Source organism: Cupriavidus lacunae (assembly GCF_003353055.1).
Lineage (GTDB): Bacteria > Pseudomonadota > Gammaproteobacteria > Burkholderiales > Burkholderiaceae > Cupriavidus > Cupriavidus lacunae.
Window position 1 is genome coordinate 1 of record NZ_QKWJ01000014.1, and the last position, 26,068, is coordinate 26,068.

The following is a 26,068-nucleotide window of genomic DNA, read 5'->3' on the forward strand; positions in this document are numbered from 1 at the left end:
AGCGCAGCATCGCCGCGCTACGGCGCCGCGCGACTGCCCTTGGCTTCCAGATCCATCCCGTGGGGACAGCTTCATGATAATGGCCCCCTCACGGCAGCCGTCTTCAATTCGTTTCTCTGGAGCGGGCTGGGCAAGTTGGGGGCCTACGCGGGAACGGTTGGCTATATCTCGGCCATCGGCCTGCCGGCGGCACCCCTCGCCTTTATCGTCGCTGTGGCGATCGAGGTGGGCGGCGGCCTGATGCTGTTGTCCGGCTATCGGGTCCGCCTGGCGTCGCTGGTGATGGCGGTGTTCTGTGTGGCCACGGCGGTCTTCTTCCACAGCAACTTCGGCGACCAGAACCAGATGATTCACTTCCTGAAGAACGTGATGATGGCCGGTGGCCTCCTTCAGATTGCGTACTTCGGCGCCGGCGCCTTCAGTCTGGACGCGCGCGTTGGCCGGGCTGCATCGCTGAGCGCGGGCTAGGGAGTCGGGTTTTGGCTCATGTCGTTGACGGCTAAAGCCGCGACATGCGGCTGATTCGTATCCATGAACGCCGTCTCTCGCGCACATGATTTCCCTACATAGCGGTCGCCTGGGCAGCTCCGTTGCCGCAATCTAGTGTTCTCTTGCCGACCGTTTGCCCATGAAACGCACCACTACCATTCCGGTCCCGCCGCCAGACGCCGCGCACAGTCTGGTGCCGGCCGATGCACAGGCGGGCCATGCCTGCGCCGACGACCGCAACTTCGTCACCGCGCTGGCACGCGGCATGGAACTGTTGCGCGCCTTCGGGCCGCAGGACGACTACCTGGGCAATGCCGAACTGTCGCGGCGCACCGGCATCCCGCGTCCGACCGTATCGCGGCTGACCTATACGCTGGCCACGCTCGGCTACCTGACCTACATCGAAGCCACCGAGAAATACCGGCTGGGGCAGGGCGCCATGGTGCTCGGCCACCGCTATGTGGGCGGCGCCGGCATCCGCGAGATCGCGCAGCCGCTGATGCAGTCGCTGGCCTTTGCCACCGACTGCACGGTGGCGCTGGCCATGCCGGACCGCGATGCCATGGTCTACCTGGAAAGCTGCCAGCCGCGCGGCGCGCTGGTGATCCGGCTGGCGCCGGGGGCGCGCCTGCCGATGGCAACCTCCGCGATCGGCCGCGCCTGGCTGGCCGGGCTGGATGCCGACCACCGCGAGGCCGCGCTGGCGGAACTGGCGCGTCATTACGGCGCGCGCTGGGCCGCCTTGCGCGCCGGCATCGACCGCGCGCTGCGCGACCACGCGCGGCGCGGTTTCTGCGTGGCACATGCCGAATGGGACCGCACCGTCAGCGGCGCCGCCGCGCCGCTGCGGCTGGCGGGCAGCAGCGAGGTGCTGGCGCTGAATATCGGCGGGGCCGCGGCGCGGCTGTCGCCGGAAATCCTGGAAAGCAACCTGGGCCCGCGCGTGCGCGACCTCGCCGAGACCCTGCAGGCGCGGCTGTGGCAGCCGGGCGGCGCGCGTGCGACCGCGCGTTCTACCTCCGCGCAGCCTGAGCCTGGCCCATGCACCCGGGCCGACGCATCGAACGGCTGACCCGGACATCCGAATTCAACGAGGAGACAACCCATGGATGTACGCAACAAGACCGTCGTGGTAACCGGCGCGGCCACCGGTATCGGACGCGCGCTGGCGCTGGCCTTCGCGCAGGCCGGCGCGCGCGGCGTGGCCGTGGCCGACCTGAACGCGGCCGGCGCCGCCACCGTCGCCGCCGAGGTCCAGGCCGCGGTGCCGGCCTGCCAGGTGTTCGCCCAGCCGGTCGACGTGGCCGACGCCGCCGCCGTGCAGGGCCTGGCCGACGAGGCCACGCGCCGCTTCGGCCAGGTCGAGATCTTCTGCTCCAACGCCGGCATCATCCTGCGCAAGGGGCTGGATGCGAGCGCCGATGAGTGGCAGCGCATCTGGGAAATCAACGTGATGGCGCATATCCATGCGGCCAAGGCGGTGCTGCCGCAGATGCTGGAGCGCGGCGACGGCTACTTCATCAACACGGTATCGGCCGCGGGCCTGCTGTCGCAGATCGGCTCGGCGCCATATGCGGTGACCAAGCACGCCGCCATCGGCTTTGCCGAGTGGCTGTCGATCACCTACGGCGAGCGCGGCATCAAGGTCAGCTGCATCTGTCCGCAGGGCGTGCAGACCAATATGCTGTTCGGCGAGAAGGGCGAGCGCAAGGGCTTCCTGCAAGAGGGCTCGGTCACCGCCGAGCATGTCGCGGCGGTGACGCTGGAAGGCGTGGCCGACGAGCGCTTCCTGATCCTGCCGCACCCGGAAGTGCTTGAGTACTATCGCCGCAAGGGCCAGGACTACGACCGCTGGCTGCGCGGCATGCGTCGCCTGCATGACAAGGTGATGCAGGAGTTCGGCGGCATCGCGGTCTGAGAGATTGCGAAGTGGGCGCGGGTGGTGAAGGAGGCGGGGGCGCGCGCAATCGGGATCTGAAAGGTCAGCGGTCTTGCTGCCGCCCGTGGATTGCCCGCTGATCAGGCATCCGGCTCCATCGCCCCGCGCGCCGGCTCCGCGCCGCCAGCATCCCGCAACCTGCTCAGACTGATCACCGCCCCGAGCGCCGCCACCACCGCCGCCACATACAGGGCAATGCGCGCCGCGCCGGTCGGCGCCAGGCTGAACAGCAGCGCCACCACCGCGGTGCCGGTGGTCTGGCCCAATAGTCGCGTGGTGGCCTGCGCGCCGCTGGCGCCACCGCTGCGCTCGGGCGGCGTGGCGCCGATCATGGCGCGGTTGTTGGGCGACTGGAAGAAGCCGAAGCCGGTGCCGCACATGGCCATGCGCCAGGCGATGTCGAAGCTGCTGGCATCGGGCCCCAGCGTGGCCAGGCCGACCAGCCCGCCGCCCAGCATGGCCAGGCCGATGCCGGCCAGGATGCTGGCCGGATAGCGGTCCGACAGCCGGCCCGAGATTGCCGCCATCACCGCCACCATCAGCGGCCACGGCGTGATCAGCAGGCCGGTTTGCTGCAAGGAGCGGCCGAGCTGGTATTCGAGATAGAACGGCAGGGCAATAAAGGCCAGCATCTGCGTCATGAACGAGCAGAACGAGGTGCCCACCGCCAGCGTGAAGGCGCGGTTGGCGAACAGGTCCACCGGCACCAGCGGCGCGGCGCGTCCGTGCTGGCGCCGCACCAGCAGCCAGCCCAGCACCACCGCCACGGCCAGGCCCGCGGCGCCGGCGATGCGCCAGGCGGAGTGACCCAAACCGTCCACGCTGAGGATGAACATGCCGAACACCAGCGCCGACAGCAGCGCGCTGCGGTAGTCGAAATCACGCGGCTGCGGTGGCGTGGCCGGCAACGAGGTGCGGCTCAGCGCCAGCGCGACGATGGCCACCGGCACATTCACCGCGAACAGCCATTGCCAGCTGGCCACCGCCAGGATCAGCGCGCCCAGCGACGGCCCCACGGCGATGGTCACGCCGACCACCAGCGCGTTTAGGCCGATGCCGCGGCCCAGGCGCGTGGGCGGGTAGATAAAACGCACCAGCGCCGTGTTGACGCTCATGATGCCGGCGCCGCCGATGCCCTGCAGCACGCGCGCGGCGACCAGCATCGGCAGGTTGACCGCCAGCGCGCACAGCAGCGAGCCCACCAGGAAGGTGGCGAGCCCCGCCCGGNGCAGCTCGCGCGAGATCGACGGCAGGGCGATATTGGCGATCGAGCCATCGAGCACGGCCATGATCAGGCCGAAGAAAACGGTGAGGATCGCCCAGGTCCGCTGTGGCTGGGGAAGGCCTTGTTCTGGCTGCATGGGGGAGACATTGAAGACAATACCGCGCCAGGAGCGGGGCGCCTGGCCAGCAAGGCCACGGCGCGGCGTTGCCATTATCGTCGCGCGTGGCGCTGCTCGCAAATCCGCCAGTTGTGGTAAGGCGGGGCGCTAGTGTGCGGTCGCGGCGCCTTGTGCGTAGCGCTGCAGCCGCTTGTACAGGGCTTCGGCGGCGGCCGTGGCGGCGGGGGGCCAGGTCTGCGCGGCGTCACACAGGGTTTCGAGTGCGCGGCATTCTCTGACAATGGACTGGCGGCGCACGATCATGAAGGCGCCGGCCACGGCGTGCACCCAGTGCCGCAGGGCCGGCAGGTCCTGCTGCGCGAGGATGCCGGCCAGCGCCGGCAGGTCCTGCTGCAACTGCTGGCGCAGCGTATCTTCATAGCGGCGGCGGTCGCTGGCTTCGGCAGCGGTTGCCGGGACGCCATCGTGTTCGGATGGCACCGCGGCGTGGCTGCGGCCGGGCAGGTTGTGCAGGCATGCTTCCAGGTCCTGCAACGATGCCGGCTTGGCGACATAGCCGGAGAACCCGCGCAGGCGCCAGTCCTGTGCGGGCTCGCTGCACGCCATCGCGCTGAAGGCCAGTACCGGCAGGCCCGGATGTCGCGCATGGACTGCGTTCAGCAAGGCCTGGCCGTCCATCCCCGGCATATGGAGATCGGTCAGCACCGCGTCGACACGCGTGGACTCCAGCACGGCCAGCGCCTGCGTGCCGTTGCCGGTGACGATCGGCCGGCAGCCGAGGGCCTGCAGTTGTTCGGCGATCAGGGACTGGTTGAGCGGATTGTCTTCGGCGACCAGGATCGTCAGCGCGGCCGACGATGGTGCGGGCAGTGCGCGGGCCGCGGGGGCGGCGCCCGGAGCTGGCACCGCCAACGGCGTTGCGCCGGCAGCCGCGTCCACGCCATCGAGCAGCGCGCGGTGGCTGAAGGCCGAGACTTCGAGGATGCCGGGCGCGCACTGGCGTGGGCGATGCGGGCCTTCCGTCGACACCCATACCAGCGGGACCGGTGCGGCGTGGCGCACGGCGGCCAGCGCGGCCAGCGGATACTCATCGGTGGCGACGATGACATCGGGCGCATTGCGCTGCGCGCATTCCTGCGCAGCGGCCAGGGACTCCATGACATCGGTGCGCCAGCCCGCGGTGGCTAGCCACGCTTCGAGCGATTCGCCGGCGCGTGCATCGCGGCACAGCACCATCACATGGCCATGTCGCGCCACGGCGGCCGGCGCGCTCGCCTGCACTGCCTCGGCGGCCAGCGGCAGCGGCACCGAAACCGTGAATGCGCTGCCCACGTCCGACACGCTGTCCACGCGGATGCTGCCGCCCATCAGCTCGCACAGCCGTGCGCAGATCGACAACCCGAGGCCGGTGCCGCCGTAGCGGCTGGCCGTCACGGCATCGCCCTGCACGAACGGCTGGAACACGCGCGCCGCGAGCGCCGGCGCCATGCCGATGCCGGAATCGCTGACGCGGCAGACCAGCCGCCGGGTGCCGTGTTCCGCCTGCTTCAGTTCGCCGCTCATCGTGATGCGGCCGCTGGCGGTGAACTTGAAGGCGTTGTTCAGCAGGTTGTTGAACACCTGCACCAGCCGCGTGCGGTCGCCCAGGACCTCCGCGTCCAGCGATGGCGACAGGTGCAGGCAGAAGCGGATGGGACGGCCCGCCGCCATCGGCGCATAGGTCAACGCCAGGCTTTCCAGCGCATCGACGGGGCGGAACGGCGCATTGACCAGCGCGAGCTGGCCGGCATCGATCTTGGAGAAGTCCAGCACATCGTTGACGATGCGGCGCAGCGCCTCGGCGGCGGTATCGAGCGCGCGCAGCCGCGGCGCGTGCGCCTCCAGGCCGCTGCTGCGCGCCAGCAGTTCCAGGTTGCCCAGCAGCGCGTTCAGCGGCGTGCGGATCTCGTGGCTCATCGCGGCAAAGAAGGTCGAGCGCACGCGCAGCATGGCTTCGGTGGCCCGCTGGGCGGAGCGCAACTGCTCCTGCAGCGCCTGCTGCGCGGTGCAGTCCTGTACTGCGCAGAACAACACCGCTTCATCGTGGTAGCGCGCGGGCGCGTAGGTGACCTGCAGGAAGCGTTGCGCGGCATCGTCGTGACCGGGCGGGTCTTCCACCGCGACCGTAACGCTGGAGACGGATGCGTGCCCATTGCCTGCACCGCGTGGCTGCCGGTCCAATGCATCCGCCACCGCGGCGGGCAAACGTCCGTGCGGCGGCGGCAGCAGCGTCTCTGCCAGAGAGTTGGAGGTCAGCACGGCGTAGTCGTGCTGGCGCACGATGCACAGGCCGACCGGCGTGGCGCTGACCAGCACCTGGTTCATCAGCTCGCTTTCCAGCGCGCGCGAGGCCTCGGCATGCGTGCGCCGCAGCAGGTGACGGCTCCAGTACCGCGCCGCCAGCGCGATGGCGCCGGTCAGGAGCAGCATGGCGCCGGCGATCACGGCCAGCTCCGCCGCCAGCGCGGCGCCCAGCAGGCGGTACGGGAGGTGGTAGACCAGCAGGCCGAAGCCCGCCTGCAACGGCTGCGCCAGGGCGATGCCCGAGCGCGTGAGCCGCAGCGCGTTGCGTGGCAGGTCGCGGACCCGCGCGGCGATGTCGCTGACGCTGGCCGCGGGCATGGCGGCGTCGTGCGGCCACACGTCGATGATCGCGTCTGCGTCGTTGAGCAGCGCCAGCAGCGCGGTGTCCTGCGGCCGCTGCAGGCCGGCCAGGAAAGCCTGGACGGGCACGCTGGCCGCCACCAGCATGGTGGGTCCATCGCCGGCATCGCCGGTATAGGCGGCGCCGGCCAGCACCATGACGAGCGAGTCGTCCACCGGATCGCGCAGCGGCCCTACCCAGACCTGTTCGTCGCGCGCCGGCACGGCGTGGCCGGTGCGGTCCAGCAGCGCCTGGGTCAGCCGCGTGCGCAGCTGCGGTATCCATGCCGGATCGAGCGATAGCGGCGCGCGCGCATTGGCGTCCGGCTGGCGGATGACGACAACGCTGTCCTCGCCCAGCGAGATCGCGTAGGCCCCGTGGTCCAGGTCGAATGCCTGCTGCGTGGCCACCGCGGCCATTGCGATCTGGCGCAGGCGCAGGTACTGTGCCGGCAGCCCCGCGCCCCAGGCCTGGCGCGTGGCATCGGTAGCCAGCAGATGGTAGTCCTTGCGCACGGCATCGATGTGAAGACTGGCGGTGCCGGTGCGCCGGAAGGCATCGAGGCCGGCATCGCGCGACGGGTTCGCCGCGGGCGCGTTTGGGTTGAGGTAGTAGCGGATGCTCAGCACGGTACGGCGCAGGAACGACGACTCATTGTGCAGCTGTTGCGACACCGCGCCGGCATAGTGCGCAACGTGGCTGCGCCGGTAGTCCAGGTGCTGGTCTGCCGCCAGCCCGGCCAGCAGCGTGCCGGAAAACAGCACGATGGCGACCAGTCCCGCGATGGTCACCGAGTACAGGTGCTGCTGGCGGCGGGCATGGTCGGCAAGCGTGTCGAAGGCGCTGGCCAGCGTGTCCCGGGTGCGGTCGAGGGCTTGCTGCATGGATCCGGGCGCGTCAGATCAGGCCGTTTTCATAGGCGTAGCGGATCAGGCCGGTATTGGTCTGCACGCCCAGCTTGCGCATGGCCACGGTTTTCTGGCTGGAGATGGTGCTGACCGAGCGCCCCAGCTTGCCGGCGATGTCGGTCAACTGCGCGCCTTGCGCATAGAGCCGGACCACCTCCAGTTCGCGTTGCGTCAGCTCCCTTGCGGGTAGGCCGGCGATCGCCGCGTGCTGGAGCACGGCGTGCACCGCGGGCGAGCAGAAGCAGGTGTTGCTGAACGCGACATGGGCGCAGGCGCGCACTACTTCCTCGAGCGGGTCTTCCTTGCTGACGAAGGCGCGCACGCCCAGCTTCATGGCGCGGCGGATGATGGCGGGATTGGACTGGGCACTGATCACCACCACGCGCGTCAGCGGGTGGCGCCGCGCCAGGCGGCTCAGCAGGTTGAAGCCGTCCAGCGAGGCATCGCCGTGGCCCATGCAGAAATCGGTGATGGCGATATCGGCGGGATGCCGGTCCAGCGCGCCCAGCAACTCGGTGCCGTTGCGGCATTCGCAACTGATCTGGACGCTGGCGTTGCGCAGCAGGCAGTCGCGCAGCGCGGCCACGACCAGCGGGTGGTCGTCCGCCAGGGCCACGCGCAGGATTCCGTCGTACATAGCTATCTCCGGATGAGGGGGCAACCGGGTCTGTCGGTTGCGCCGGGCGATTGCGTCATCACAAATCCCGCATTCTGGCCAGATTGCGCGTTCCGTTGAATCGTAATTCAGCTAGTTCAGGGAACTTGCAGGGCGCGCGTGGACACGGCCGATTGCGAAAATGGATGACGTGCCATGAAGAACGGCGGCATGCCGCGGGGCTTGACCTGGGTTTGCGCACCATGACGGCGCCTGTTCGGCGACAAAGCGTTTGAGGCATGTCAATGCGCGGCGCAAGGCGCATCGAATGCGGGGTGGCACAAGGGAAAGTGAATCCGCGACGACATCGCCGCGCACCCGCCCGACAGGGTCGAACTTTCACGCTTCGAGGGGCGGGCCGCTGTCCTAGAATGAAGCTGACACGCGCCCCGCGGCGTGTGCACCGCGTGGGGGAATGCAATGCCTGTCTATCAATACCGCTGCGAGAAGTGCGGCCATATGTTCGAGAAAACCGAGCATCTCGCGGAACATGCCTCTGCCCATCCAAACTGCCCGAACTGCGGCAGCCAGTCCGTCCAGCACGCACCGGCCCCGTTCGTGGCAGTGACCCAGCGCAAGAGCTGAGTTTCAGATAACAACGTCCCAGGAGGGTGTGGACGTGCCGCCGGCCCAGCGCCGGTGCACGCCCTGCTTTATGCGTGGCGCATTTCGTGCCACGCGCGTCCGCGCTGCGCGCAAGCGGCGATCTCAACCTTGACGGAGGATGCCATGGCAACGAGACCGTTCACCGAATTTCCCGCCGACGAGCAGCAACAGGCCCTGGAAGCGTGCAGGCATGTGGGGCTGGCGGCCGAGATGTTCGATATCACCGATGACAGCAATGGCTCGGGCACCCGGCGCGTCAGCGTGCGCCGGGTCGGCACGGACAAGACCAGCGTCTACGACGCCGGCCCAGGCTCGGTCTGGATGGAGGAGTTCGAAAGCGACCTGGAGTGCGGCCTGTTCGGCCAGGTGACGGCCTAGCGCTCCGGTGACAGCAGCGCGGCGCGGCTCAGTGCCGTCCGCGTTCGCTGGCGCGCGACACCACCGACGCGCCGGCGATCAGCTCCTTGAGCAGCGCCAGCGAGGCGGCGCCGCTGGTCCGGTACGGATCGAGCTCGGCGCGCGCGGAGAACTTGAGCAGGGTGGCGGTATTGATGCGTGCCGCATTGACCTGGCCCATCGCCCAGCCGGCAAAGTCGCGCGTGCAGGTTTCCTCGAAATGCAGCAGTGTCACGTCGTGGTGGCGCGGGTCGCGTGCGATCGACTGGAACAGCTGCGACACATCCTGCCGGTCGCCTTCCAGCGCCTGCAGGAAGATGCCGCTGCCGTGGCACAGCACGCCGGTGATGCCGTGGCGCGGATTGCGTTCGAGGCTGGTGGCCAGGATGGCGTCGAGCATGGCGGCGTCGATGGCCTGGCGGGCACGGCTGGCATAGAGCAGGCGGACTAGCATGGTCGTGGCGCTCGGTGATTGCGGCTGGGCGAGGCTCGGGCAAGCGGCCTAGCCGCGGTTATGGTTCAGCAGCGTGAGGAATTCGCGGCGCAGGCTGTCGTCCTTCAGAAACGAGCCGCGCATCACGCTGTTGGTCATCTTGGCGTCGGTGTCGCGTACGCCGCGCCAGTGCATGCAGAAGTGCTCGGCCTCCATCACGATGGCGAGGCCGTCGGGATTCATCTTTTCCTGCAGCAGGTCGGCCACCTGCGCCACCGCCTCTTCCTGGATCTGCGGGCGGCACATGATCCATTCGGCCAGGCGCGCGTACTTGGACAGACCGATCAGGTTGGAATGCTGGTTCGGCATCACCCCCACCCACAGCTTGCCGATGATCGGGCACAGGTGATGCGAGCAGGCACTGCGCACGCGCAGCGGACCCACGATCATCAGCTCGTTGAGCTGGCCCACATTGGGGAACTCGGTCACCGGCGGCGCCTTGGCGTAGCGGCCGGCAAAGATTTCCTTCAGGTACATCTTGGCGACGCGGCGCGCGGTTTCCTGCGTGTTGTGGTCGTTGTCGACATCGATCACCAGCGCGCGCAGCACGTCTTCCATGCGCGCCTGCACTTCGGCCTGCAGTTGCTCCATCTCGCCGGGCTCGAGGTAGCGCGAGATATTGTCGTTGGCGTGAAAGCGCTCCTGCGCGGCCTCAAGCCGTGCGCGGATGCGGGCCGAGACACTGTGGGCGTGAGGGTGGCCGGCTTCGTCGCCGTCGTTGCTGTCCTTCGCGCGGTGCGTCGCGTCCTTGCTGGTCATGGTCTGCGTGATGGGGTGGCGTGGGGGTGTGCCGGATTCACTATATGGCAGATGCCGTGGCCTCACAACCCGTGCGGGGCATGGAAAAGTGCGGGGCGGTGGGCCGATTACGCCACACCGGGACACCGCTCCGTGAATAGTTCATGACATCGCTCAAGCCCGCGCCGCGCAACGCCGACAAGCGCACATAATGTTTGCACAACGTATGTGTCCAGGCGGCCTCTGAAGGCTGCCGGTGCCCGGCCGCAGAGATGCGCGGCCTGACTTTTGTCGGGATCCACCTAATCATGCCGATTGCCTTTCCGTGCAGCAGCCTGATGCTGCTCCATGTGGTGACAGTGCCGTTGCCGGCCACGCCGGTGGAAACGGGGGTGGCCGAACACCACGCCAGCGCGGTGCGCCATGGCGTGACCGGCCTGCGCCGGCCACTGCTGCCGGCTGGCAACACCCCCGCGGCCAATGACGCCGCCACCGGCTGAGGCAGCCGTTTAAAGCAGCAAAAGCGCCAGCGCCGGCAGCATCGCTGCCGGCATGACCACGGCCCCCACGCGCAGGAACTGGGCGGCGCTGACCATATGCCCTTCGCGCCGCAGCGCCGCGAGCCACAGCAGCGTGGCCAGCGAGCCGGTGACGGACAGGTTGGGGCCCAGGTCGATGCCGACCAGCACCGCGCCGGTCACGGCATGCGAGGCATGCCCGGCCGTCAACGCCGAGGCCGCGATCAGGCCGGCCGGCAGGTTGTTGGCGATATTGCCCGCCAGTGCCACCACCGCGCCCACGCCCAGCAGGGCCAGCGCGCCGCCGTCGCGCGACGCCGCTGCGACAGCATCGGCCAGGTGACGGATCACCGCGGTCTGCTCCAGCGCCGCCACCAGCACGAACAGCCCCGCCACCATCGGCAGCACCCCCCATGAGACCTCGCGCAGCGCCGGCACCAGCAGCTCGCGCCGGGTGGCGCAGACCAGCAGCAGCGTGGCCACGCCCGCCGCGCAGGTCGGCCAGCCGAGCGCGTCGCCGCGCAGCGAAGCTCCCAGCAGGACCAGGCCGGTGAGCACGATGCCCAGCGCCGTCAGCCAGGCCTGCAGCGACAGCGGCGGCACCGGCACGTCGTGTTCGATGGGCTCGGCCAGCGCCGCGCGCTGCGTCCACCACAGCGCCGCCAGCGTGGCCAGCACCGCGGCCAGCGACGGCAGCGCGAAGCTCGCCAGCCAGCCCGCCAGCGGCGGCATGCGCTCGCCGAAGATCACCAGGTTGGCCGGGTTGGAGATCGGCAACACGAAGCTGGCGGCATTGGCGATAAAGGCGCACGCGTACAGGTAGGGCAGCGGATGCCGGACCCGCGCGGCGCGGGTGGCGGCCAGCACCGCGGGCGTCAGCACCACGGCGGTGGCGTCGTTGGACATGAACGCCGTCACCAGCGTGCCGAAGCCGTACACCAGCAGAAACAGCCGCAGCGCCGAGCCGCGCGCCTGGCGCACGGCGAGCGCGGCAACATGGTCGAACAGCCCGGTCTTGCGGGCCAGTTCGGAGATCAGCATCATGCCGGCCAGGAACAGGTACACGTCGTAGCCGCGCAGCACTGCCGCGAGTGCGTCGGGCAGCGCCAGCAGGCCGGTGGCGCAGAGCAGTAGCGCGCCGCCGGCGGCCCAGAACGCCTCGGGCAGGCGGAACGGGCGGAACAGGACGCCGGCCGTGGTCAGCGCGGCGACCGACCAGATCAGCAGCGGGCTGTGGCTGGACATCGGGATCGGGAGTGTGGAAATCCGGAAGTCTACAGGCTGGCGTCGGCGGGGACTACCGGCGTGGCGGCGTCACGCGCCGGCAGGCCGCTTGCCTCGCTGGTGACGGGCGTCGGTCCGGCCGCGGCAGGCGCCCCAGGCGACCCAGGGGCGGGCTCGCCAAGGTTGCTGGCGACCGGGTCCGCCAGCGGCGGCGCTGCCGGTGCCGGCGGCGGGAAGCCGATCGACGCAACGCCGTGGCTGCCGTCGGCATACTCCGCGTACATCCAGTCGTCGCCCACGCGCACCACGCCGGCGGGCGCCGCGGTGTCGGGCACCGGCACGCCCGCGAGGCGGCCTTCCATGTAGGCGGCCCACACCGGCAATGCGCTGGTGGCGCCGAATTCATGCTCGCCCAGGCTACGGTTGTCGTCGTAGCCCATCCACGCCACCGTGACCACGCCGCCGGCGTAGCCCGCGAACCAGCCGTCGACCGAGTCGTTGGTGGTGCCGGTCTTGCCGGCCACGTCGTCGCGGCGCAGGTAGCGGCGCACGCCGGCGCCAGTACCGTCGTCGACCACGCTGCGCAGCAGGCTGTCCATGACAAAGGCATTGCGCGCGCTGATCACGGGCGCCGGCGTGGCGCGGTCCCTGGCGCCAGCGTCGGCGGAGAACAGCACGTTGCCTTCGCTGTCGGTGATGCGCGCGATCAGATAGGGTTCAACGCGATGGCCGCCGTTGGCGAACACGCCATAGGCCGCGGCCAGGCGCAGCGGCGAGGTGGTGCCGGTGCCCAGCGCCAGCGGCAGGTAGCGCGGCAGCCGCTTGGGCGAAAAACCGAAGCGGCTGGCGAATTCCACCGTGTAGGGGATGCCGATCGCCTGCAGTGTGCGGATCGCGGGCAGGTTGCGCGATTCGGCCAGCGCCTGGCGCACGGTGACGGGGCCGACAAAGCGCCCGTCGTCATTGGACGGCTGCCAGCGCGACCCGTTGGCCAGCGGCGCGTCGTTGATCAGCGTGCCGGGCGACACGCCGCGTTCCAGCGCTGCGGCATAGACAAAGGGCTTGAAGGTCGAGCCCGGCTGGCGCTGCGCCTGGGTGGCGTGGTTGAAGCGGCTGGCGGCAAAGTCGGTGCCGCCCACCATCGATTCGATCGCCCCGGTGGCGCTGTCCAGAGACACCAGCGCGGCCTGCGGGCCCTGCGACAAGTCCTTGACGTACTGGCGGTGGCGGCGCGCATAGCCCTCCAGCCCGCCGTGCACGGCATCATAGGCCAGCGTCTGGCGCACCGACGACACCGTGGTGTAGACGTTCAGGCCGCGCGTATAGGCCTCGTCGCCAAAGCGCTCGCGCGCCAGCTGGCGCGCCAGTTCGGCCACATACTCCGCATGCCCGGCAAAGCTGCCGGGGCCGTCGTCGGTGAGCACCAGGTGCGCGGTGCGGGCCTCGCGGTAGTCGTCCTGGCTGATCATGCCCAGCGCCAGCATGCGGCCCAGCACATATTCCTGGCGCCGCTTGGCGCGCGGGAAGTTGACCACCGGGTTCATGCTCGAGGGCGCCTTGGGCAGGCCCGCCAGCATCGCGGTCTCGGCCAGCGACAGCGACGCCAGCGGCTTGCCGAAGTACGCATGCGCGGCGCTGCCGAAGCCATAAGCATGCTCGCCCAGGTAGACCTGGTTCATGTACAGCTCGAGGATGCGGTCCTTCGGCAGGGACTGGTCGATGCGCCAGGCCAGCAGCATTTCATACCACTTGCGCGCCAGCGTCTTTTCGCGCGACAGGTAGAAGTTGCGCGCCACCTGCATGGTGATGGTGGAGGCGCCTTGCGCGTAGCCCTGGCCCAGGTTGGCCAGCGCGGCGCGGAACACGCCCGGGATGTCGACGCCCTCGTGCTCGTAGAACTGGTCATCCTCGGCCGCGAGCAGCGCCTGGACCATGCGCGGGGGCATCTGCTCGAAGGGGATGAACTCGCGGTGCTCGCTGCCGAACTCGCCGATCTGGACGTTGTCGCTGGTGTAGATCCGCAGCGGCACGTCGGGCCGGTAGTCGCGCAGGGCATCGACCGGAGGAAGCTGCCGCAGGCTGACCACCGCGGCAAAGCCGGCAAGCAAGACACCGGCTGCAGCCAGCGCCAGTACGGCGCCGCCTGCCTTGACTGCAAATTTTTTCATGCGCGCATTTTACCCGCTGCGTCGGCCCGGATCAGCGGTTGGCCGCCAGCGGCAACGGATTGCCGAGCTCATCATGGTCGACGGGCTGGGTGCCGGGGGCGGTCTGTGGAGCAGTCGGCACGATCGTCGACGGGGCCGGCTGGGCCGTTGCCGGCTCGGCCTGGTTCGCCGCCATGCGCAGCCTGGCCTGGCTGTGCTGGCGGGCGAATTCGCACAGCGACAGCCAGGTCTGCTCGCGCTCGATGATGGTGAAGTGATCGGTGCCTGGCACGGTCTGCAGCGCCACCGGGCCGGGCCAGGCCGCCATGAGCCGTTCCGAGCATTCGTGGGGCACCACCTCGTCGGCTTCGGCCAGCAGCACCTTGGTGCTCTGCACCACCTTTTTGCAATGCGAGATCGAATTGAAGTGGTGGCGCATCAACTGGCGCAGCGGCACCAGCGGGAAGCGCTTGCGCACCAGCTCGAGCATCGAATCGTAGGGCGTGATCAGCTGCAGGCTCTCGAAATCCTGCAGGTCCGCCAGCTGGATCGCCACGCCGGTGCCCAGGCTGCGTCCGACCACATGCACGCGGGTGCCGGGAAAGACGCGCCGCACATGCAGCAGGAACTGGCTGGCGTCGGCCACGGCGGCGCCTTCGGACGGGCGGCCGTCGGAGTGGCCGAGGCCGCGGTAATCGTAAGTGGCAAAGGCCATGCCGCCAGGCAGCCAGCGCGCGTACTGCAGCGTTTCGAGCACATCTTCGCCGCGGCCTGGCAGGTAGAACAGCAGGTCGCGCACGGTGTCGCCGGGGGCATGATAGATATAGCCGCGCACCACGCCGCCGGGGATCCGGTGCGAATAGCCGATGATGCCGTCGGGCAGGTCGCGCGGCGGGCGCCGGCGCGCGTCGAACAGCAGCCGGTCCTGGTTGAGCGTCAGGTAGGTCCAGTAGCAGGCAAAGCCGCTGGCGGTCATCAGCGCGGCTGCCAGCGCGCGGCGGGTCTTCAGTGGCATGGCAATTCCCGGGGCCGCGGCCAGGCGTGGCGCGTGCGCGCCGGCCTTGCCGCCCAGCCGCGCAGCCTACCTCATTTTTGCCGGGGGCGCGGCCGCGGCGCAAGCCAGCCGGCGCAGTTCTTGTACGATATGCCTCATTCAGGCGCGCGCACCCCACCGAGACGACGCGCCAACCGGAGCTAACAGGCATGAGCGAACAAAAGCACGAGCAGTACCGCGCCGAAGAGGCGCAGGCAATGGAGCGCGTGGTTGCGGCCACGCGGCAGGTACAGGTGGCCTTTACCGCCTTGCAGACCCACTATCCGCCGCAGGGCAGCGGCAAGCCGTCGAAGCTGGCGCTGCAGACCTTCGATGCGGCGCTGCAGGCGCTGGAGGACGCCCAGGCCACCTTCGACGAGATCCTGAACGACCTGCTCGACGAAAAACGCTGAGGCGGCCGGGCGCGGCGCAGGGGCACTAAAGGGCCGCTAGCCTGTGATAAGGTTGCCGGACAACAGCCGCCCGCCTGCCGCCGCAGCGGATCCGCACCGGATCCGCGCGGCAGCCGCCACGGGACGGCAGGGCAGCGGCCGCCGCGCGCGCCGCCGGCCCATACAGGAGACCCGCCGTCATGCATCGTGCCGCCGATCCCGCTGCGCTTCCCGATTTCAGCCGTCAGGCTGCCGCTCCGGCTGATCCGACCGACACGGACCGCGTGGACCTGATCGCGCGTGCGCATGCGCGCTCGGCCGGTTTCGGCCTGGATGCGCGCCATGCGCCCGGCTTTGACGCCGTGAGCCCGCGCGCGCTGGGGGCGCTGGTCGACGCCAGCCGCGACCTGTACCGCCATGCGCTGCCCGTGATGGAGACCCTGCACGCGCAGATCGCCAATACCGACAGCATGGTGCTGCTGACAGACCGCAGCGGCGTGATCCTGCACAGCCTGGGCGACGGCGATTTCGTGGCGCGGGCGCGGCGCGTGGCGCTGGCGCCCGGGGTGTCGTGGTCAGAGCCGAGCAAGGGCACCAATGCCATCGGCACCGCGCTGGCCGAGGCCCGGCCGACGCTGGTCCACGCCAGCGAGCACTTCCTTGAATCCAACCACCAGCTGACCTGCTCGTGCGCGCCGATCGCCGGGCCCACCGGCGCGATCCTGGGCGCGCTGGATGTCAGCGGCGATCATCGCGGCTTCCACCGGCACACCATGGCGCTGGTGCGGATGTCGGCGCAGATGATCGAGAACCACCTGTTCGCCAACCACTTCCCGGACGCGGTGCTGGTGCGCTTCCATGCGCGGCCCGAGTTTGTCGGCACGCTGTTCGAAGGCATGGCGGCGTTTTCCCCTGACGGCGCCTTCCTCGCCGCCAACCGCAGCGGGCTGTTCCAGCTCGGGCTGGCGCCGCACGCGCTGGCGGCGGCCGGCTTCGCCGAACTGTTCGGCCAGCCGGTGCGCATGGCGATGCAGGCGCGCGCCACCGCGGCCGGCTCGCTCCAGGTGCTGACGCTGCCCAGCCGGGTGCAGGTGTTTGCCCGCATCGATTTCCTGGCCGCGCCCATGGCGGTGCGCCTGCCGAGCGAGGAAGACCCGCTGCCGCCGGCGCTGGCGGCGCTCGATACCGGCGACGCCACCGTGGCCGCGGTGCTGCGCCGCGTGCGCAAGGTCAGCGGGCGCGATATCACCATCCTGGTCCAGGGCCGCACCGGTACCGGCAAGGAGTGGCTGGCGTGCGCCATCCATGCTGCCTCGCCGCGCGGCAACGGGCCGTTCGTCGCGGTCAACTGCGCGGCGATCCCCGAATCCCTGATCGAGGCCGAGCTGTTCGGCTATGAAGAAGGCGCCTTCACCGGCGCGCGCCGCCGCGGCTGCGAAGGCAAGGTCGTGCAGGCGCATGGCGGCACGCTGTTCCTGGACGAGATCGGCGATATGCCGCTGGCGCAGCAGGTGCGCCTGATGCGCGTGCTGCAGGAGCGCGCCGTGACCCCGCTGGGCAGCGCCCGCGCGGTGCCGGTCGATGTGCGGGTGGTCTGCGCCACCCACCGCGACCTGCGCGCGATGATTGCCGAAGGCACCTTCCGCGAGGATCTGTACTACCGCATCAATGCGCTGGCGGTGACGCTGCCCCCGCTATGCGAGCGCAGCGACCTGCCGCTGCTGGTCGACCGCATCCTGCAGCGGCAATGCGATGAAGCCGGCGTGCAGCCGCCGCTGCGTGTCGATGCGCAGGTGCTGGCGCTGCTGCGCCGGCATCCGTGGCCGGGCAATATCCGCCAGCTGGCGAACGTGCTGCACACGGCGGCGATCCTGGCGGAAGGGGAGATGGAGATCGGGCTGGCACACCTGCCGGAGGGGTTTGAGCAGGAGTGCGGCGATGTGGGGGAGGGCAGTGATGCCACGGCTGCAGTGCAGGCGCCGGCGTCATCGAAGGCCAGCCGGATGCGCGACTGGGAAGCCGGCCTGATCCGCCAGGCGCTCGCCAGGCACGGCGGCAACGTCAGCCACGCGGCGCGTGAACTGGGGGTGTCGCGTAATACGATCTATCGGCGGTTGAGGGGAGGGTTGGAGGGCGACGAGCCAGAGTCGGAACGCTGAGACGTCATCCCGTCCCGCTTGTTTGCTCCCCTCTCCCGCTTGCGGGAGAGGGGCCGGGGGAGAGGGCAGGCGGTGACATACCGATACGCCTGACTTCGTTGACACTCCCGCCCTCTCCCCAACCCTCTCCCGCAAGCGGGAGAGGGAGCACGCTGTCGGCAAGCAAGCACCGACATCAGCAAGCAATCATCACGCGCCCCATCACAAGCCCGGCTGCGCAGCCAGCCACGCAGCCTCTTCATCGCTGAACAACTCCGACCGCGTCAAAAACCGCTTACCCGTCCGCCCCTCCAGCGAAAACATCCCGCCCGCGCCCGGCACCACATCGATCACCAGCCGCGTGTGCTGCCAATACGTGAACTGTACCCGCGTCATGTAGAACGCCGCGCCGCCGATCTCGCCCAGGCAGACATCGGCCGCACCCACCAGCAGTTCGCCGGCGGGGTAGCACATCGGCGCACTGCCGTCGCAGCAGCCGCCGGACTGGTGGAACATCAGCGGGCCATGCCGCGCGGCCAGCTCCGCGATCAGCGCGAGCGCGGCCGGGGTTGCCACCACGCGTGCGACCGGCGCGGCGGCGGTAGGGGAAGCGGAAGCGGGCATGGGCTTTCTCCGGTTCAGGCGGCGAAGTCCAGTACCACGCGGCCTTCGACCTTGCCGTTGCGCAGGCGCCCAAGGACATCGTTGATGTCGTCGAGCTTCGCGGTCGATACCGTGGCCTTGACGTCGCCGTGGGCGGCAAAGTCCAGCGATTCCTGCAGGTCGCTGCGCGTGCCGACGATGGAGCCGCGGATGGTGATGCCTTTCAGTACCACGTCGAAGATCGGCGTGCCGAAGTCGCCCGGCGGCAGGCCGTTGAGGGCAATGGTGCCGCCACGGCGCACCATGCCGATGGCCTGCGAGAATGCGATCGGGGACACCGCTGTCACCAGCACGCCGTGCGCGCCGCCAATCTCCTTCTGCAGCCACGTCGCGGGATCGGTGGTGCGCGCGTTGACGGTGGCTTCTGCACCCAGCCTGCGCGCGAGCGCGAGCTTGTCGTCATCGATATCGACCGCCGCCACGCGCAGGCCCATGGCGCGCGCATACTGCACGGCGACGTGGCCCAGGCCGCCGATGCCGGAGATCACCACCCACTGGCCCGGCCGCGTGTCCGTGACCTTCAGGCCCTTGTAGACCGTCACGCCCGCGCACAAGATCGGCGCGATCTCGACAAAGCCGACCTTGTCCGGCAGCAGGCCCACGTAGTCGGGATCGGCGACCACGTATTCGCCGTAGCCGCCGTTGACGGAATAGCCGGTGTTCTGCTGCTTCTCGCACAGCGTTTCCCAGCCTTGCAAGCAGTGTTCGCAGTAGCCGCAGGCGCTGTAGAGCCAGGGCACGCCGACGCGGTCGCCTTCCCTCACGCGGGTGACGCCGCTGCCGACGGCGGAGACATAGCCCACGCCTTCATGGCCGGGAATAAAGGGCAGGGTGGGTTTGACCGGCCAGTCGCCGTCGGCGGCGTGCAGGTCGGTGTGGCACACGCCGGAGGCTTCGATCTTGACCTGGATCTGGCCGGGGCCGGGTTGTGGAACAGGAACTTCATCGATCGTAAGGGGCGCGCCGAATTCGCGCACTACAGCAGCTTTCATCTTCGCTGGCATCTCGACTCCTGGTTCAGGTTGGCCCCGCGCCGCGGGGCACCATCGGATGATGGCATGGCGCGGGCCGCGCTGGACGGCCAAAACGCCATGCTTTGAGCCTCGTCAGAAAAATCCGAGTGCGTTGGGGCTGTAGCTCACCAGCAGGTTCTTGGTCTGCTGGTAGTGGTCGAGCATCATGCGATGGTTCTCGCGGCCGATGCCGGACTGCTTGTATCCCCCGAATGCGGCATGCGCGGGGTAGGCGTGATAGCAGTTGGTCCACACGCGCCCCGCCTGGATGCCGCGGCCCATGCGGAAGGCGCGTGCGCCGTCACGTGTCCAGACGCCGGCGCCGAGCCCGTAGAGCGTGTCGTTGGCGATGGCCAGTGCCTCTTCTTCATCCTTGAAGGTGGTCACCGATACCACCGGCCCGAAGATCTCTTCCTGGAAGATGCGCATCTTGTTGTGGCCGGCGAACACGGTCGGCTTGACGTAGTAGCCGCCCGCCAGGTCGCCGTCCAGCACGTTGCGCTCGCCGCCGGCGAGGCACTGCGCGCCTTCCTTGCGGCCCAGGTCGATGTACGACAGGATCTTCTCCAGCTGTTCGGCCGACGCCTGCGCGCCGATCATGGTGCCGGTGTCGAGCGGATGGCCCTGGCGGATCGCGGCCACGCGCTTGAGCGCGCGTTCCATGAAGCGGTCATAGATCGATTCCTGGATCAGCGCGCGCGACGGGCAGGTGCAGACCTCGCCCTGGTTCAGCGCGAACATGGCAAAGCCTTCCAGCGCCTTGTCGAAGAAGGCGTCGTCGGCGGCCAGCACGTCTTCGAAGAAGATATTGGGCGACTTGCCGCCCAGTTCCAGCGTCACCGGGATCAGGTTCTGCGAGGCGTACTGCATGATCAGGCGCCCGGTGGTGGTCTCACCGGTGAAGGCCACCTTGCTGATGCGCGGGCTCGATGCCAGCGGCTTGCCGGCTTCCAGGCCGAAGCCGTTGATGACGTTGATCACGCCCGGCGGCAGCAGGTCGCCGATCACTTCCATCAGCACCAGGATCGAAGCGGGCGTCTGTTCGGCGGGCTTGAGCACCACGCAGTTGCCGGCGGCCAGCGCCGGGGCCAGCTTCCAGGTGGCCATCAGCAGCGGGAAGTTCCACGGGATGATCTGGCCGACCACGCCCAGCGGCTCATGGAAGTGATAGGCGATGGTTTCAGCGTCGATCTCGGAGATGCCGCCTTCCTGCGCACGGATGCAGCCGGCAAAGTAGCGGAAGTGGTCGACCGCCAGCGGCAGGTCGGCGGCGGTGGTCTCGCGCACCGGCTTGCCGTTGTCGATGCTTTCGGCCACGGCCAGCAGCTTCAGGTTGGCCTCGATGCGGTCGGCGATGCGGTTCAGGATATTGGCGCGCTCGGTGGTGGAGGTGCGCGCCCATGCGGCCTTGGCGGCGTGCGCGGCGTCCAGCGCAGCGTCGACATCCTGCTGGCCGGAGCGCGGCACGCGCGTGAACGGCTTGCCGGTGATCGGCGTGATCGATTCGAAGTACTCGCCGCCGGCCGGCGGCACCCAGGCGCCGCCGATGTAGTTCTCGTACTGCTGCTTGTAGGGGTTGCTGACGCCCAGCTGGGCGATTTCCGCCATGTTCATGTCTCGCTCCGTTCAGTGATCTTTGTGGTGTCGTCACGGCGTGGGCGCCGTGCGCACGGCAGGCAGATCGCAAAAGCTGTGCCGGGGCGGGACCGGAGCAAAAAGGCGGGGAAAACGCGGGAAAACCGGGGGGGCGTGTGCGCGTGGCACGGGTGGGATGTGTCACGCGCCGGCACGGCTGTGCCAGTGCGTGACAGCGGGTGTTCCAGAATGGAACACCCGGGGCAGGGCCTCAGTGCCCGGGGCCTGCGGCGCGCAGCGCCTTGACGGCGGCGGGCGTCACGTCGGCCGGCTGGCCACCCCAGGTGGCGCGCAGGTAGTTGGCCAGCTGCGCCAGTTCTTCATCGTTCATGCGCGCGGCAAAGCCCGGCATGTCCTGCATGGCTTCCGTTCCGGGGAAGCGCTGCGCCTCGATGCCGTCGAGCATCGACACGATCAGGTTGCGCGAATCGGCGTTGCGCACGGTCGAGTTGCCGGCCATCGACACTGCCACGTGCGGCTTGCCTTCGCCCTCGCGCCCGTGGCAGCCGGCGCAGACCGCCACGTAGTGGCGGCGGCCCGGTGCCAGCTGCGCGGCATCGGCGTTGATCGCCTTGACCGGTTGCGGCGCGGGTGCCTTGTCACCCAAGAGGTAGGTGCTCATCGCCGCCAGGTCGCCCTTGTTCAGGTACTGGCTGCTCAGATGCACCACCGGGTACATCTCGCCGAAGGCCGAGCCCTGCGGCGCGATGCCGGTGGCAAAGAACTGCTGCAGGTCGGCCGCGGTCCAGCCGCGTGTGGCCAGGCCGGCCGGGGTGATGTCCGGCGCGCCGACGCGTGCCAGCGCGGCGCCGGCCAGCGGCCTGGACTGGTCCAGCCGGCCGAACGCGGCGCGCGGCGTATGGCATTCGGCGCAATGGCCGAGCGCGTTGGACAGGTAGCGGCCGCGCTGCCACGACTCCGAATTGCCGGTGGAGGCATCGGGCAGCTTGTTCTCCAGGAACAGCAGGTTCCAGCCCGCCAGCGCAAAGCGCAGGTTGTACGGGAACTGCAGGTCGTGCGGGCGGTTCGGCACCGCGGCCGGCTTCACCTGCATCAGGTAGGAGTACATGGCGTCGGTATCCGCGCGCGACAGGCCGCGGTACGAGGTGTACGGCATCGCCGGATAGAGATGCTTGTCCGGCGTCTTGCCGTCATGCAGCGCGGTGTAGAAGTCGTCGGCGCTCCAGTTCCCGATGCCGTGTTTCTTGTCGGGCGTGATGTTGGTGCCGTAGAACTTGCCGAACGGCGAGGCCAGTTCCACGCCGCCGGCAAACGGCGCGCCCTGCGGCGCGGTATGGCAGGCGGCGCAGTCGCCCGCGCGCACCAGGTAGCGGCCGCGCGCGATCTGCTCGGCGGGCGGGAGCTGCGCCTTGGGCGCCTGGTCGGCGGCCGGGGCGACGGCTTCGGTGTCGCCGCCGCAACCGGCCACCAGCGTGGCGGCGGCCAGGGCGGCCAGGGCGGCCAGGGCGGCAAGGGCGGCAAGGGCGGCAAGGGCGACGCGGGCGAGGGTCAGGAAGGCGGGTCGCTGCATCACTTGGCGCTCCCGCTGTCCGTGGTGTTCGCCAGTACCAGGCCCGGCGTGCTGGTGATCACGTCCTTCACCGCCTCGTAGTAGCGCACATAGCCGGTACAGCGGCAGATATGGCCATCCAGCGCCGCGGTGATGGTCTCGTCGACCTTGTCCTTCGCCACCGGCTTGCGCTTGAGCTGTTCCACCAGGATGGTGGCGCCGTTGACGAAGCCCGGCGTACAGTAGCCGCACTGAAAGCTGAAATGCTCCAGGAACTTCTGCTGCACCGGCGTGAGCTCGACCACCTCGCCCTTGTCGTTGCGCTTGCCATGGCCTTCCACCGTGCGCACCTTGCGGCCCTGGAACCAGTGCGCGCCGGTAATGCAGCTACGCACTTCCTCGCTGGTGCCGTCGGTCTTGTCGTGGATCACCACGCAGGCATGGCAGATACCCTGGCCGCAGCCCAGGCGCGAGCCGGTCAGGTCCAGGTATTCGTGCAGGAAGTCGATCATCATCAGGCCTTCGGGCACGTCGAGCGGGCCGACGTCCTTGCCGTTGATGTTCAGGGAAAGCGGTTGGGTGGCGATGCTCATGCCAGTTTCTCCTGGATCTTTTCGGCCGTGACCGGCAGGTCGGTGAAGCGGTGGCCGATGGCATGCGCGATGCCGTTGACGATGGCACCCACCACCGGGATCATCACCACCTCGGCGATGCCCTTGGGCGGGTCGGTTTCTGAGACGGGTGGCAGAACCGTGCCGCTCTGGGTCCACACGGCCACGTCGCTGGCGCGCGGCAGGTGGTAGCGGTTGAAGTTCCAGGTGCCGTTGCCGGGGCCGTCCTCGTAGAGCGGCAGGGTTTCATGCAGCGCGTGGCCGATGCCCATGGCGACGCCGCCCTGCAGCTGGCCGGACACCAGTTGCGGCGACAGCTGCGAGCCGCACTCCATGATGGAGTGGTGCGACAGCACCTCGACCTTGCCGCTGGCCTCGTGCACCGACAATTCGACCAAGGTGCCGATCGCGCTGTAGTACGTGACCGAGGCGTTGTTGCGCTGCGTGGGCGCGATGTAGACCTTCTTGCGGTCGAGCACGTCGTAGCCGCCGCTGGTGCGCATGCGTGCCTTGCGCGTGCTGTCGGCACCATCGCCGTAGCGTACCGACAGGCCATCGATTGGCAGCCGCGCCGCGCGGCCGTTGATGTCGAAGTCGGCCTCGCTCCACTGCCAGCGGTTGAAGACGTGCACGGTGGCGCCGGTGACCAGGCCCATTTCATGCGCCTTGGCCGCCAGCTGCTCCAGCGGCAGCGCCTGCAGGCCGCCGGCGCTGAGCTTGCCCTCGGCCCAGCGCGCGTCTTCCACGCGCACCACCAGCGAGGCCGCCTGGCCGCCGCCGATGCCCTGGCTCCAGATCGCCATCGCCGCCGGCCACAGGCCGTGCATGAAGATCACGCGCGCGGCTTCGCGCGTGCTGTGGGTGAAGTAGTAGGCCGAGTTGGTGGCGCTGGAGGGCGACGCGTACGACGGCGTCCAGCGCGGACTGGCGCACAGGCGGTCCTGCTCGGCCTGGCTCATCAGGTACGGATCGCCCGAAGTCACCATCGGCAGGTCGGCCCACTCGGTGACCGAGGTACGCACCTCGGCCGCGGGCTTGCCCAGCCAGCGCGCCACCGCGGCGGCCTGCGAGGTCGACATGCCGGTGCCGATCTCGGCGCCGGAGTGATGCAGTGCGATGCTGCCGTCGGCCTTCATCTCGACCCTGGCGAACGAGGCTTCCGCGCCGGTGCCGAAGTCCTTCTGCACGCAGGCAAAGCCCACGCCATAGCGGCGGCCGGGGTTGGCGGCTTCGTACTCGGCCTTCTTCTTCGCGCGGCCGGTCCACAGCGGATGCACTTTCGCCGCTTCCAGCACTTCATCGACCCGGATCGCGCCGGCGGGGATCGCGCCCTGCGTGTTCTTCATGCCGGAGCGCAGCGCGTTCTTCAGCCGGAACTCGATCGGATCGAGCTTGAGTTGTTCGGCGAACTCGTCGACCATCATCTCGGTCGCGGCCATGCTCTGCAGCGTGCCGTAGCCGCGTGCGGAGCCGGCGTCGATGGCGCGCGAGGCGATCGCCACCGCGGTCAGGTCGTTCTTCGGGAAGTAATAGATCGACTGCGCCGCGGTGGCGCCTACCATCGCCACCGAGGGCGAGAAGTTGGCGCGGCCGCCGCCGTTGGCTTCCAGGTCGCCCTGGAACGCCTGGAACAGCCCGGTCTTGCGGTCCACGGCGATGCGATAGCGCATCTTGAAGGCGTGGCGCTTGATCGAGGTCTGGAACTGCTCGTAGCGGTCGTTGGCCAGGCGCACCGGCTTGCCCTCGGCATACAGCGCGGTGACCAGGCCGTAGAAGGGGAAGTTGTAGTGGTCCTTGGAGCCGTAGCCCACGGTGTAGCACGGGTGCAGGAACACCTGCTTCACCGGGAGCGCGCCCTTGGCCCTGGCCAGCATCTCGGCCGCGCTCTCGGCGACCTCGATCGGGGACTGCGTCGGCACCACCAGGTGCAGTGCCTGCGCGGCGGTGTCGTGCCAGCAGTTGGCGTTGTCGGGTTCCAGCGCCGCGGTATCGATCGACTGCGAGTTGTACTCGCGCTCCAGCACCAGCCAGTCCTCGGGCGGCCTGGCCAGCTGCGCGCGGATCGCGTCGGCGTGGTACATGCCCAGCTCGCCGAGCTGGCCGTGGTCCTTGCCGTCCGGCCACACCGGCTGGTGCTTGCGCATCATGCTGGGGAACACCGGCGCGTTCTTCAGGCTGGAGAACACGTCGTCGTCCTGCGGCGTGGCGCCGCCCACGCGCACGAAGCGGAAGGTGCCCCACGGATCGCGCTCGAGCGGACCCGTCCTGGCGCCATAGCGGACCACGTCGTCGCGGAACTTGAGCTTGTCCTTGGCAAAGCGGAAGCGCGCGAAGTCGTGGTAGATCAGGATCGCCACCGCGTGGCCCAGGTAGGCCGGGGTCTTGCCCTTGGGCAGCAGCATGTCTTCGCCGTAGAAGGCGGGGAAGGCCACGCCGTCGCGGGCAAGGTCTTCCGCGGTGACCACGCGGTCCGGCTTCAGTTCGTCGCCCAGCACGGCGAGGTCGAAGCCTTCATAGGCGCGGTCGGCCTGCGTGGCGCGCAGGATGAAGGCGTGCGATTGCTGCGGCGGCCAGTGCGGCATGTCGCGCGCGCGAATATCGCGCGCGAACACCTTGGCGCCGGTGACCTTGGCGATGCCGTCGATGCGGAATTTCGGGATGCCCGCCTTGGGGTCCCACTGGACCGGGGTCAGGATCTTGTCTTCGAACAATGCCGCGAAGGCTTTGCCGCCGATGGGTGCGATATAGACCGACACCCCGGCCACGACGCTGGCTTTCAGGAAAGCGCGCCGTGAAGGGTTGAAGCTGGGCATGGGGATTCCTCGGGAATGCGCTGCTACGGCAGCCGGCGCGCGTTGTGCGGGATCAGCGGGGATCGTGACAGGATGGCCGACGCAGTGCCTGGCCGCACGCGGTGACGTCGCGTGCATGGCC

At 69.2% G+C, this 26,068-nt stretch carries 22 protein-coding genes; 8 read left to right on the top strand and 14 right to left on the bottom strand.

Annotation, left to right across the window (positions count from 1 at the left end; genetic code table 11):
- Positions 1–54: 54 nt before the first annotated feature.
- The 3 genes from DN412_RS13690 to DN412_RS13700 all read left to right on the top strand — a co-directional run bounded on the left by DN412_RS13690 (position 55) and on the right by DN412_RS13700 (position 2,407).
- Positions 55–468 carry a DoxX family protein gene (locus tag DN412_RS13690; protein ID WP_115212244.1) on the top strand — a complete coding sequence of 138 codons (414 nt, stop codon included), beginning with the start codon at positions 55–57 and terminating at the stop codon, positions 466–468.
- 160 nt (positions 469–628) lie between these two features.
- Entirely contained in the window at positions 629–1,561 is a 933-nt protein-coding gene (locus DN412_RS13695) for an IclR family transcriptional regulator (protein WP_115212140.1), read from the top strand.
- A 33-nt stretch (positions 1,562–1,594) separates the two neighbouring features.
- Positions 1,595–2,407, top strand: coding sequence for an SDR family oxidoreductase (locus DN412_RS13700; RefSeq protein WP_115212141.1), 813 nt, complete (start codon positions 1,595–1,597; stop codon positions 2,405–2,407).
- A gap of 101 nt (positions 2,408–2,508) precedes the next feature.
- Here the strand turns inward: DN412_RS13700 and DN412_RS13705 are convergent, their stop codons facing one another.
- The 3 genes from DN412_RS13705 to DN412_RS13715 form a co-directional block, all read right to left on the bottom strand.
- Positions 2,509–3,789 carry an MFS transporter gene (locus DN412_RS13705; RefSeq protein ID WP_115212142.1) on the bottom strand — a complete coding sequence of 427 codons (1,281 nt, stop codon included), beginning with the start codon at positions 3,787–3,789 and terminating at the stop codon, positions 2,509–2,511.
- A 129-nt stretch (positions 3,790–3,918) separates the two neighbouring features.
- Positions 3,919–7,338, bottom strand: coding sequence for an ATP-binding protein (locus tag DN412_RS13710; RefSeq protein ID WP_115212143.1), 3,420 nt, complete (start codon positions 7,336–7,338; stop codon positions 3,919–3,921).
- Positions 7,339–7,351: 13 nt separating this feature from the next.
- Positions 7,352–7,999 (bottom strand): response regulator, encoded by a 648-nt coding sequence (locus DN412_RS13715; protein WP_115212144.1) that lies wholly within the window; start codon positions 7,997–7,999, stop codon positions 7,352–7,354.
- A gap of 438 nt (positions 8,000–8,437) precedes the next feature.
- Here DN412_RS13715 and DN412_RS13720 point away from each other — a divergent pair, with 438 nt between their 5' ends.
- Positions 8,438–8,602 carry an FmdB family zinc ribbon protein gene (locus DN412_RS13720; protein ID WP_010812787.1) on the top strand — a complete coding sequence of 55 codons (165 nt, stop codon included), beginning with the start codon at positions 8,438–8,440 and terminating at the stop codon, positions 8,600–8,602.
- Between the two features lie 144 nt (positions 8,603–8,746).
- Positions 8,747–9,001, top strand: a complete 255-nt coding sequence (locus tag DN412_RS13725; RefSeq protein ID WP_078200834.1) for a hypothetical protein — start codon at positions 8,747–8,749, stop codon at positions 8,999–9,001.
- Between the two features lie 28 nt (positions 9,002–9,029).
- Here the strand turns inward: DN412_RS13725 and DN412_RS13730 are convergent, their stop codons facing one another.
- Both DN412_RS13730 and folE read right to left on the bottom strand, forming a co-directional pair.
- Positions 9,030–9,473 (bottom strand): BLUF domain-containing protein, encoded by a 444-nt coding sequence (locus DN412_RS13730; RefSeq protein WP_115212145.1) that lies wholly within the window; start codon positions 9,471–9,473, stop codon positions 9,030–9,032.
- A gap of 48 nt (positions 9,474–9,521) precedes the next feature.
- Positions 9,522–10,271, bottom strand: coding sequence for a GTP cyclohydrolase I (gene folE / locus DN412_RS13735; protein WP_115212146.1), 750 nt, complete (start codon positions 10,269–10,271; stop codon positions 9,522–9,524).
- 287 nt (positions 10,272–10,558) lie between these two features.
- Here folE and DN412_RS13740 point away from each other — a divergent pair, with 287 nt between their 5' ends.
- A complete protein-coding gene (locus DN412_RS13740; protein ID WP_115212245.1) occupies positions 10,559–10,750 on the top strand; it encodes an arsenite efflux pump ArsB in 192 nt (63 codons plus the stop codon).
- A gap of 9 nt (positions 10,751–10,759) precedes the next feature.
- On the opposite strand, the gene DN412_RS13745 is transcribed toward DN412_RS13740, so the two are convergent.
- The 3 genes from DN412_RS13745 to DN412_RS13755 are packed head-to-tail and all read right to left on the bottom strand — an operon-like array spanning position 10,760 to position 15,154.
- Positions 10,760–12,013, bottom strand: a complete 1,254-nt coding sequence (locus tag DN412_RS13745; RefSeq protein ID WP_115212147.1) for an arsenic transporter — start codon at positions 12,011–12,013, stop codon at positions 10,760–10,762.
- A gap of 29 nt (positions 12,014–12,042) precedes the next feature.
- Entirely contained in the window at positions 12,043–14,160 is a 2,118-nt protein-coding gene (locus tag DN412_RS13750) for a PBP1A family penicillin-binding protein (protein WP_115212148.1), read from the bottom strand.
- A gap of 31 nt (positions 14,161–14,191) precedes the next feature.
- On the bottom strand, positions 14,192–15,154 hold the full coding sequence (locus DN412_RS13755; protein ID WP_115212149.1) for an alpha/beta hydrolase: 963 nt from the start codon (positions 15,152–15,154) through the stop codon (positions 14,192–14,194).
- A gap of 188 nt (positions 15,155–15,342) precedes the next feature.
- Here DN412_RS13755 and DN412_RS13760 point away from each other — a divergent pair, with 188 nt between their 5' ends.
- Entirely contained in the window at positions 15,343–15,585 is a 243-nt protein-coding gene (locus tag DN412_RS13760) for a hypothetical protein (RefSeq protein ID WP_018308883.1), read from the top strand.
- A 179-nt stretch (positions 15,586–15,764) separates the two neighbouring features.
- The gene (locus DN412_RS13765) at positions 15,765–17,723 is read left to right on the top strand and encodes a sigma-54-dependent Fis family transcriptional regulator (RefSeq protein ID WP_115212150.1); all 1,959 of its coding nucleotides are present in this window, start codon (positions 15,765–15,767) and stop codon (positions 17,721–17,723) included.
- Positions 17,724–17,924: 201 nt separating this feature from the next.
- Here the strand turns inward: DN412_RS13765 and DN412_RS13770 are convergent, their stop codons facing one another.
- The 6 genes from DN412_RS13770 to DN412_RS13795 form a co-directional block, all read right to left on the bottom strand.
- The gene (locus DN412_RS13770) at positions 17,925–18,326 is read right to left on the bottom strand and encodes a DUF779 domain-containing protein (protein WP_115212151.1); all 402 of its coding nucleotides are present in this window, start codon (positions 18,324–18,326) and stop codon (positions 17,925–17,927) included.
- 14 nt (positions 18,327–18,340) lie between these two features.
- Positions 18,341–19,369: an alcohol dehydrogenase AdhP gene (gene adhP / locus DN412_RS13775; RefSeq protein ID WP_115212152.1), complete on the bottom strand. Its 1,029-nt coding sequence runs from the start codon at positions 19,367–19,369 to the stop codon at positions 18,341–18,343.
- A 102-nt stretch (positions 19,370–19,471) separates the two neighbouring features.
- On the bottom strand, positions 19,472–20,992 hold the full coding sequence (adh, locus tag DN412_RS13780; RefSeq protein WP_115212153.1) for an aldehyde dehydrogenase: 1,521 nt from the start codon (positions 20,990–20,992) through the stop codon (positions 19,472–19,474).
- A gap of 232 nt (positions 20,993–21,224) precedes the next feature.
- Positions 21,225–22,544, bottom strand: coding sequence for a c-type cytochrome (locus tag DN412_RS13785; protein WP_115212154.1), 1,320 nt, complete (start codon positions 22,542–22,544; stop codon positions 21,225–21,227).
- Positions 22,544–23,116 (bottom strand): (2Fe-2S)-binding protein, encoded by a 573-nt coding sequence (locus tag DN412_RS13790; protein ID WP_115212155.1) that lies wholly within the window; start codon positions 23,114–23,116, stop codon positions 22,544–22,546. Before DN412_RS13790 ends, DN412_RS13785 begins: the two co-directional genes overlap by 1 nt.
- On the bottom strand, positions 23,113–25,947 hold the full coding sequence (locus tag DN412_RS13795) for a xanthine dehydrogenase family protein molybdopterin-binding subunit (protein ID WP_115212156.1): 2,835 nt from the start codon (positions 25,945–25,947) through the stop codon (positions 23,113–23,115). The genes DN412_RS13790 and DN412_RS13795 overlap by 4 nt, the downstream gene beginning before the upstream one ends.
- Positions 25,948–26,068 lie beyond the last annotated feature (121 nt).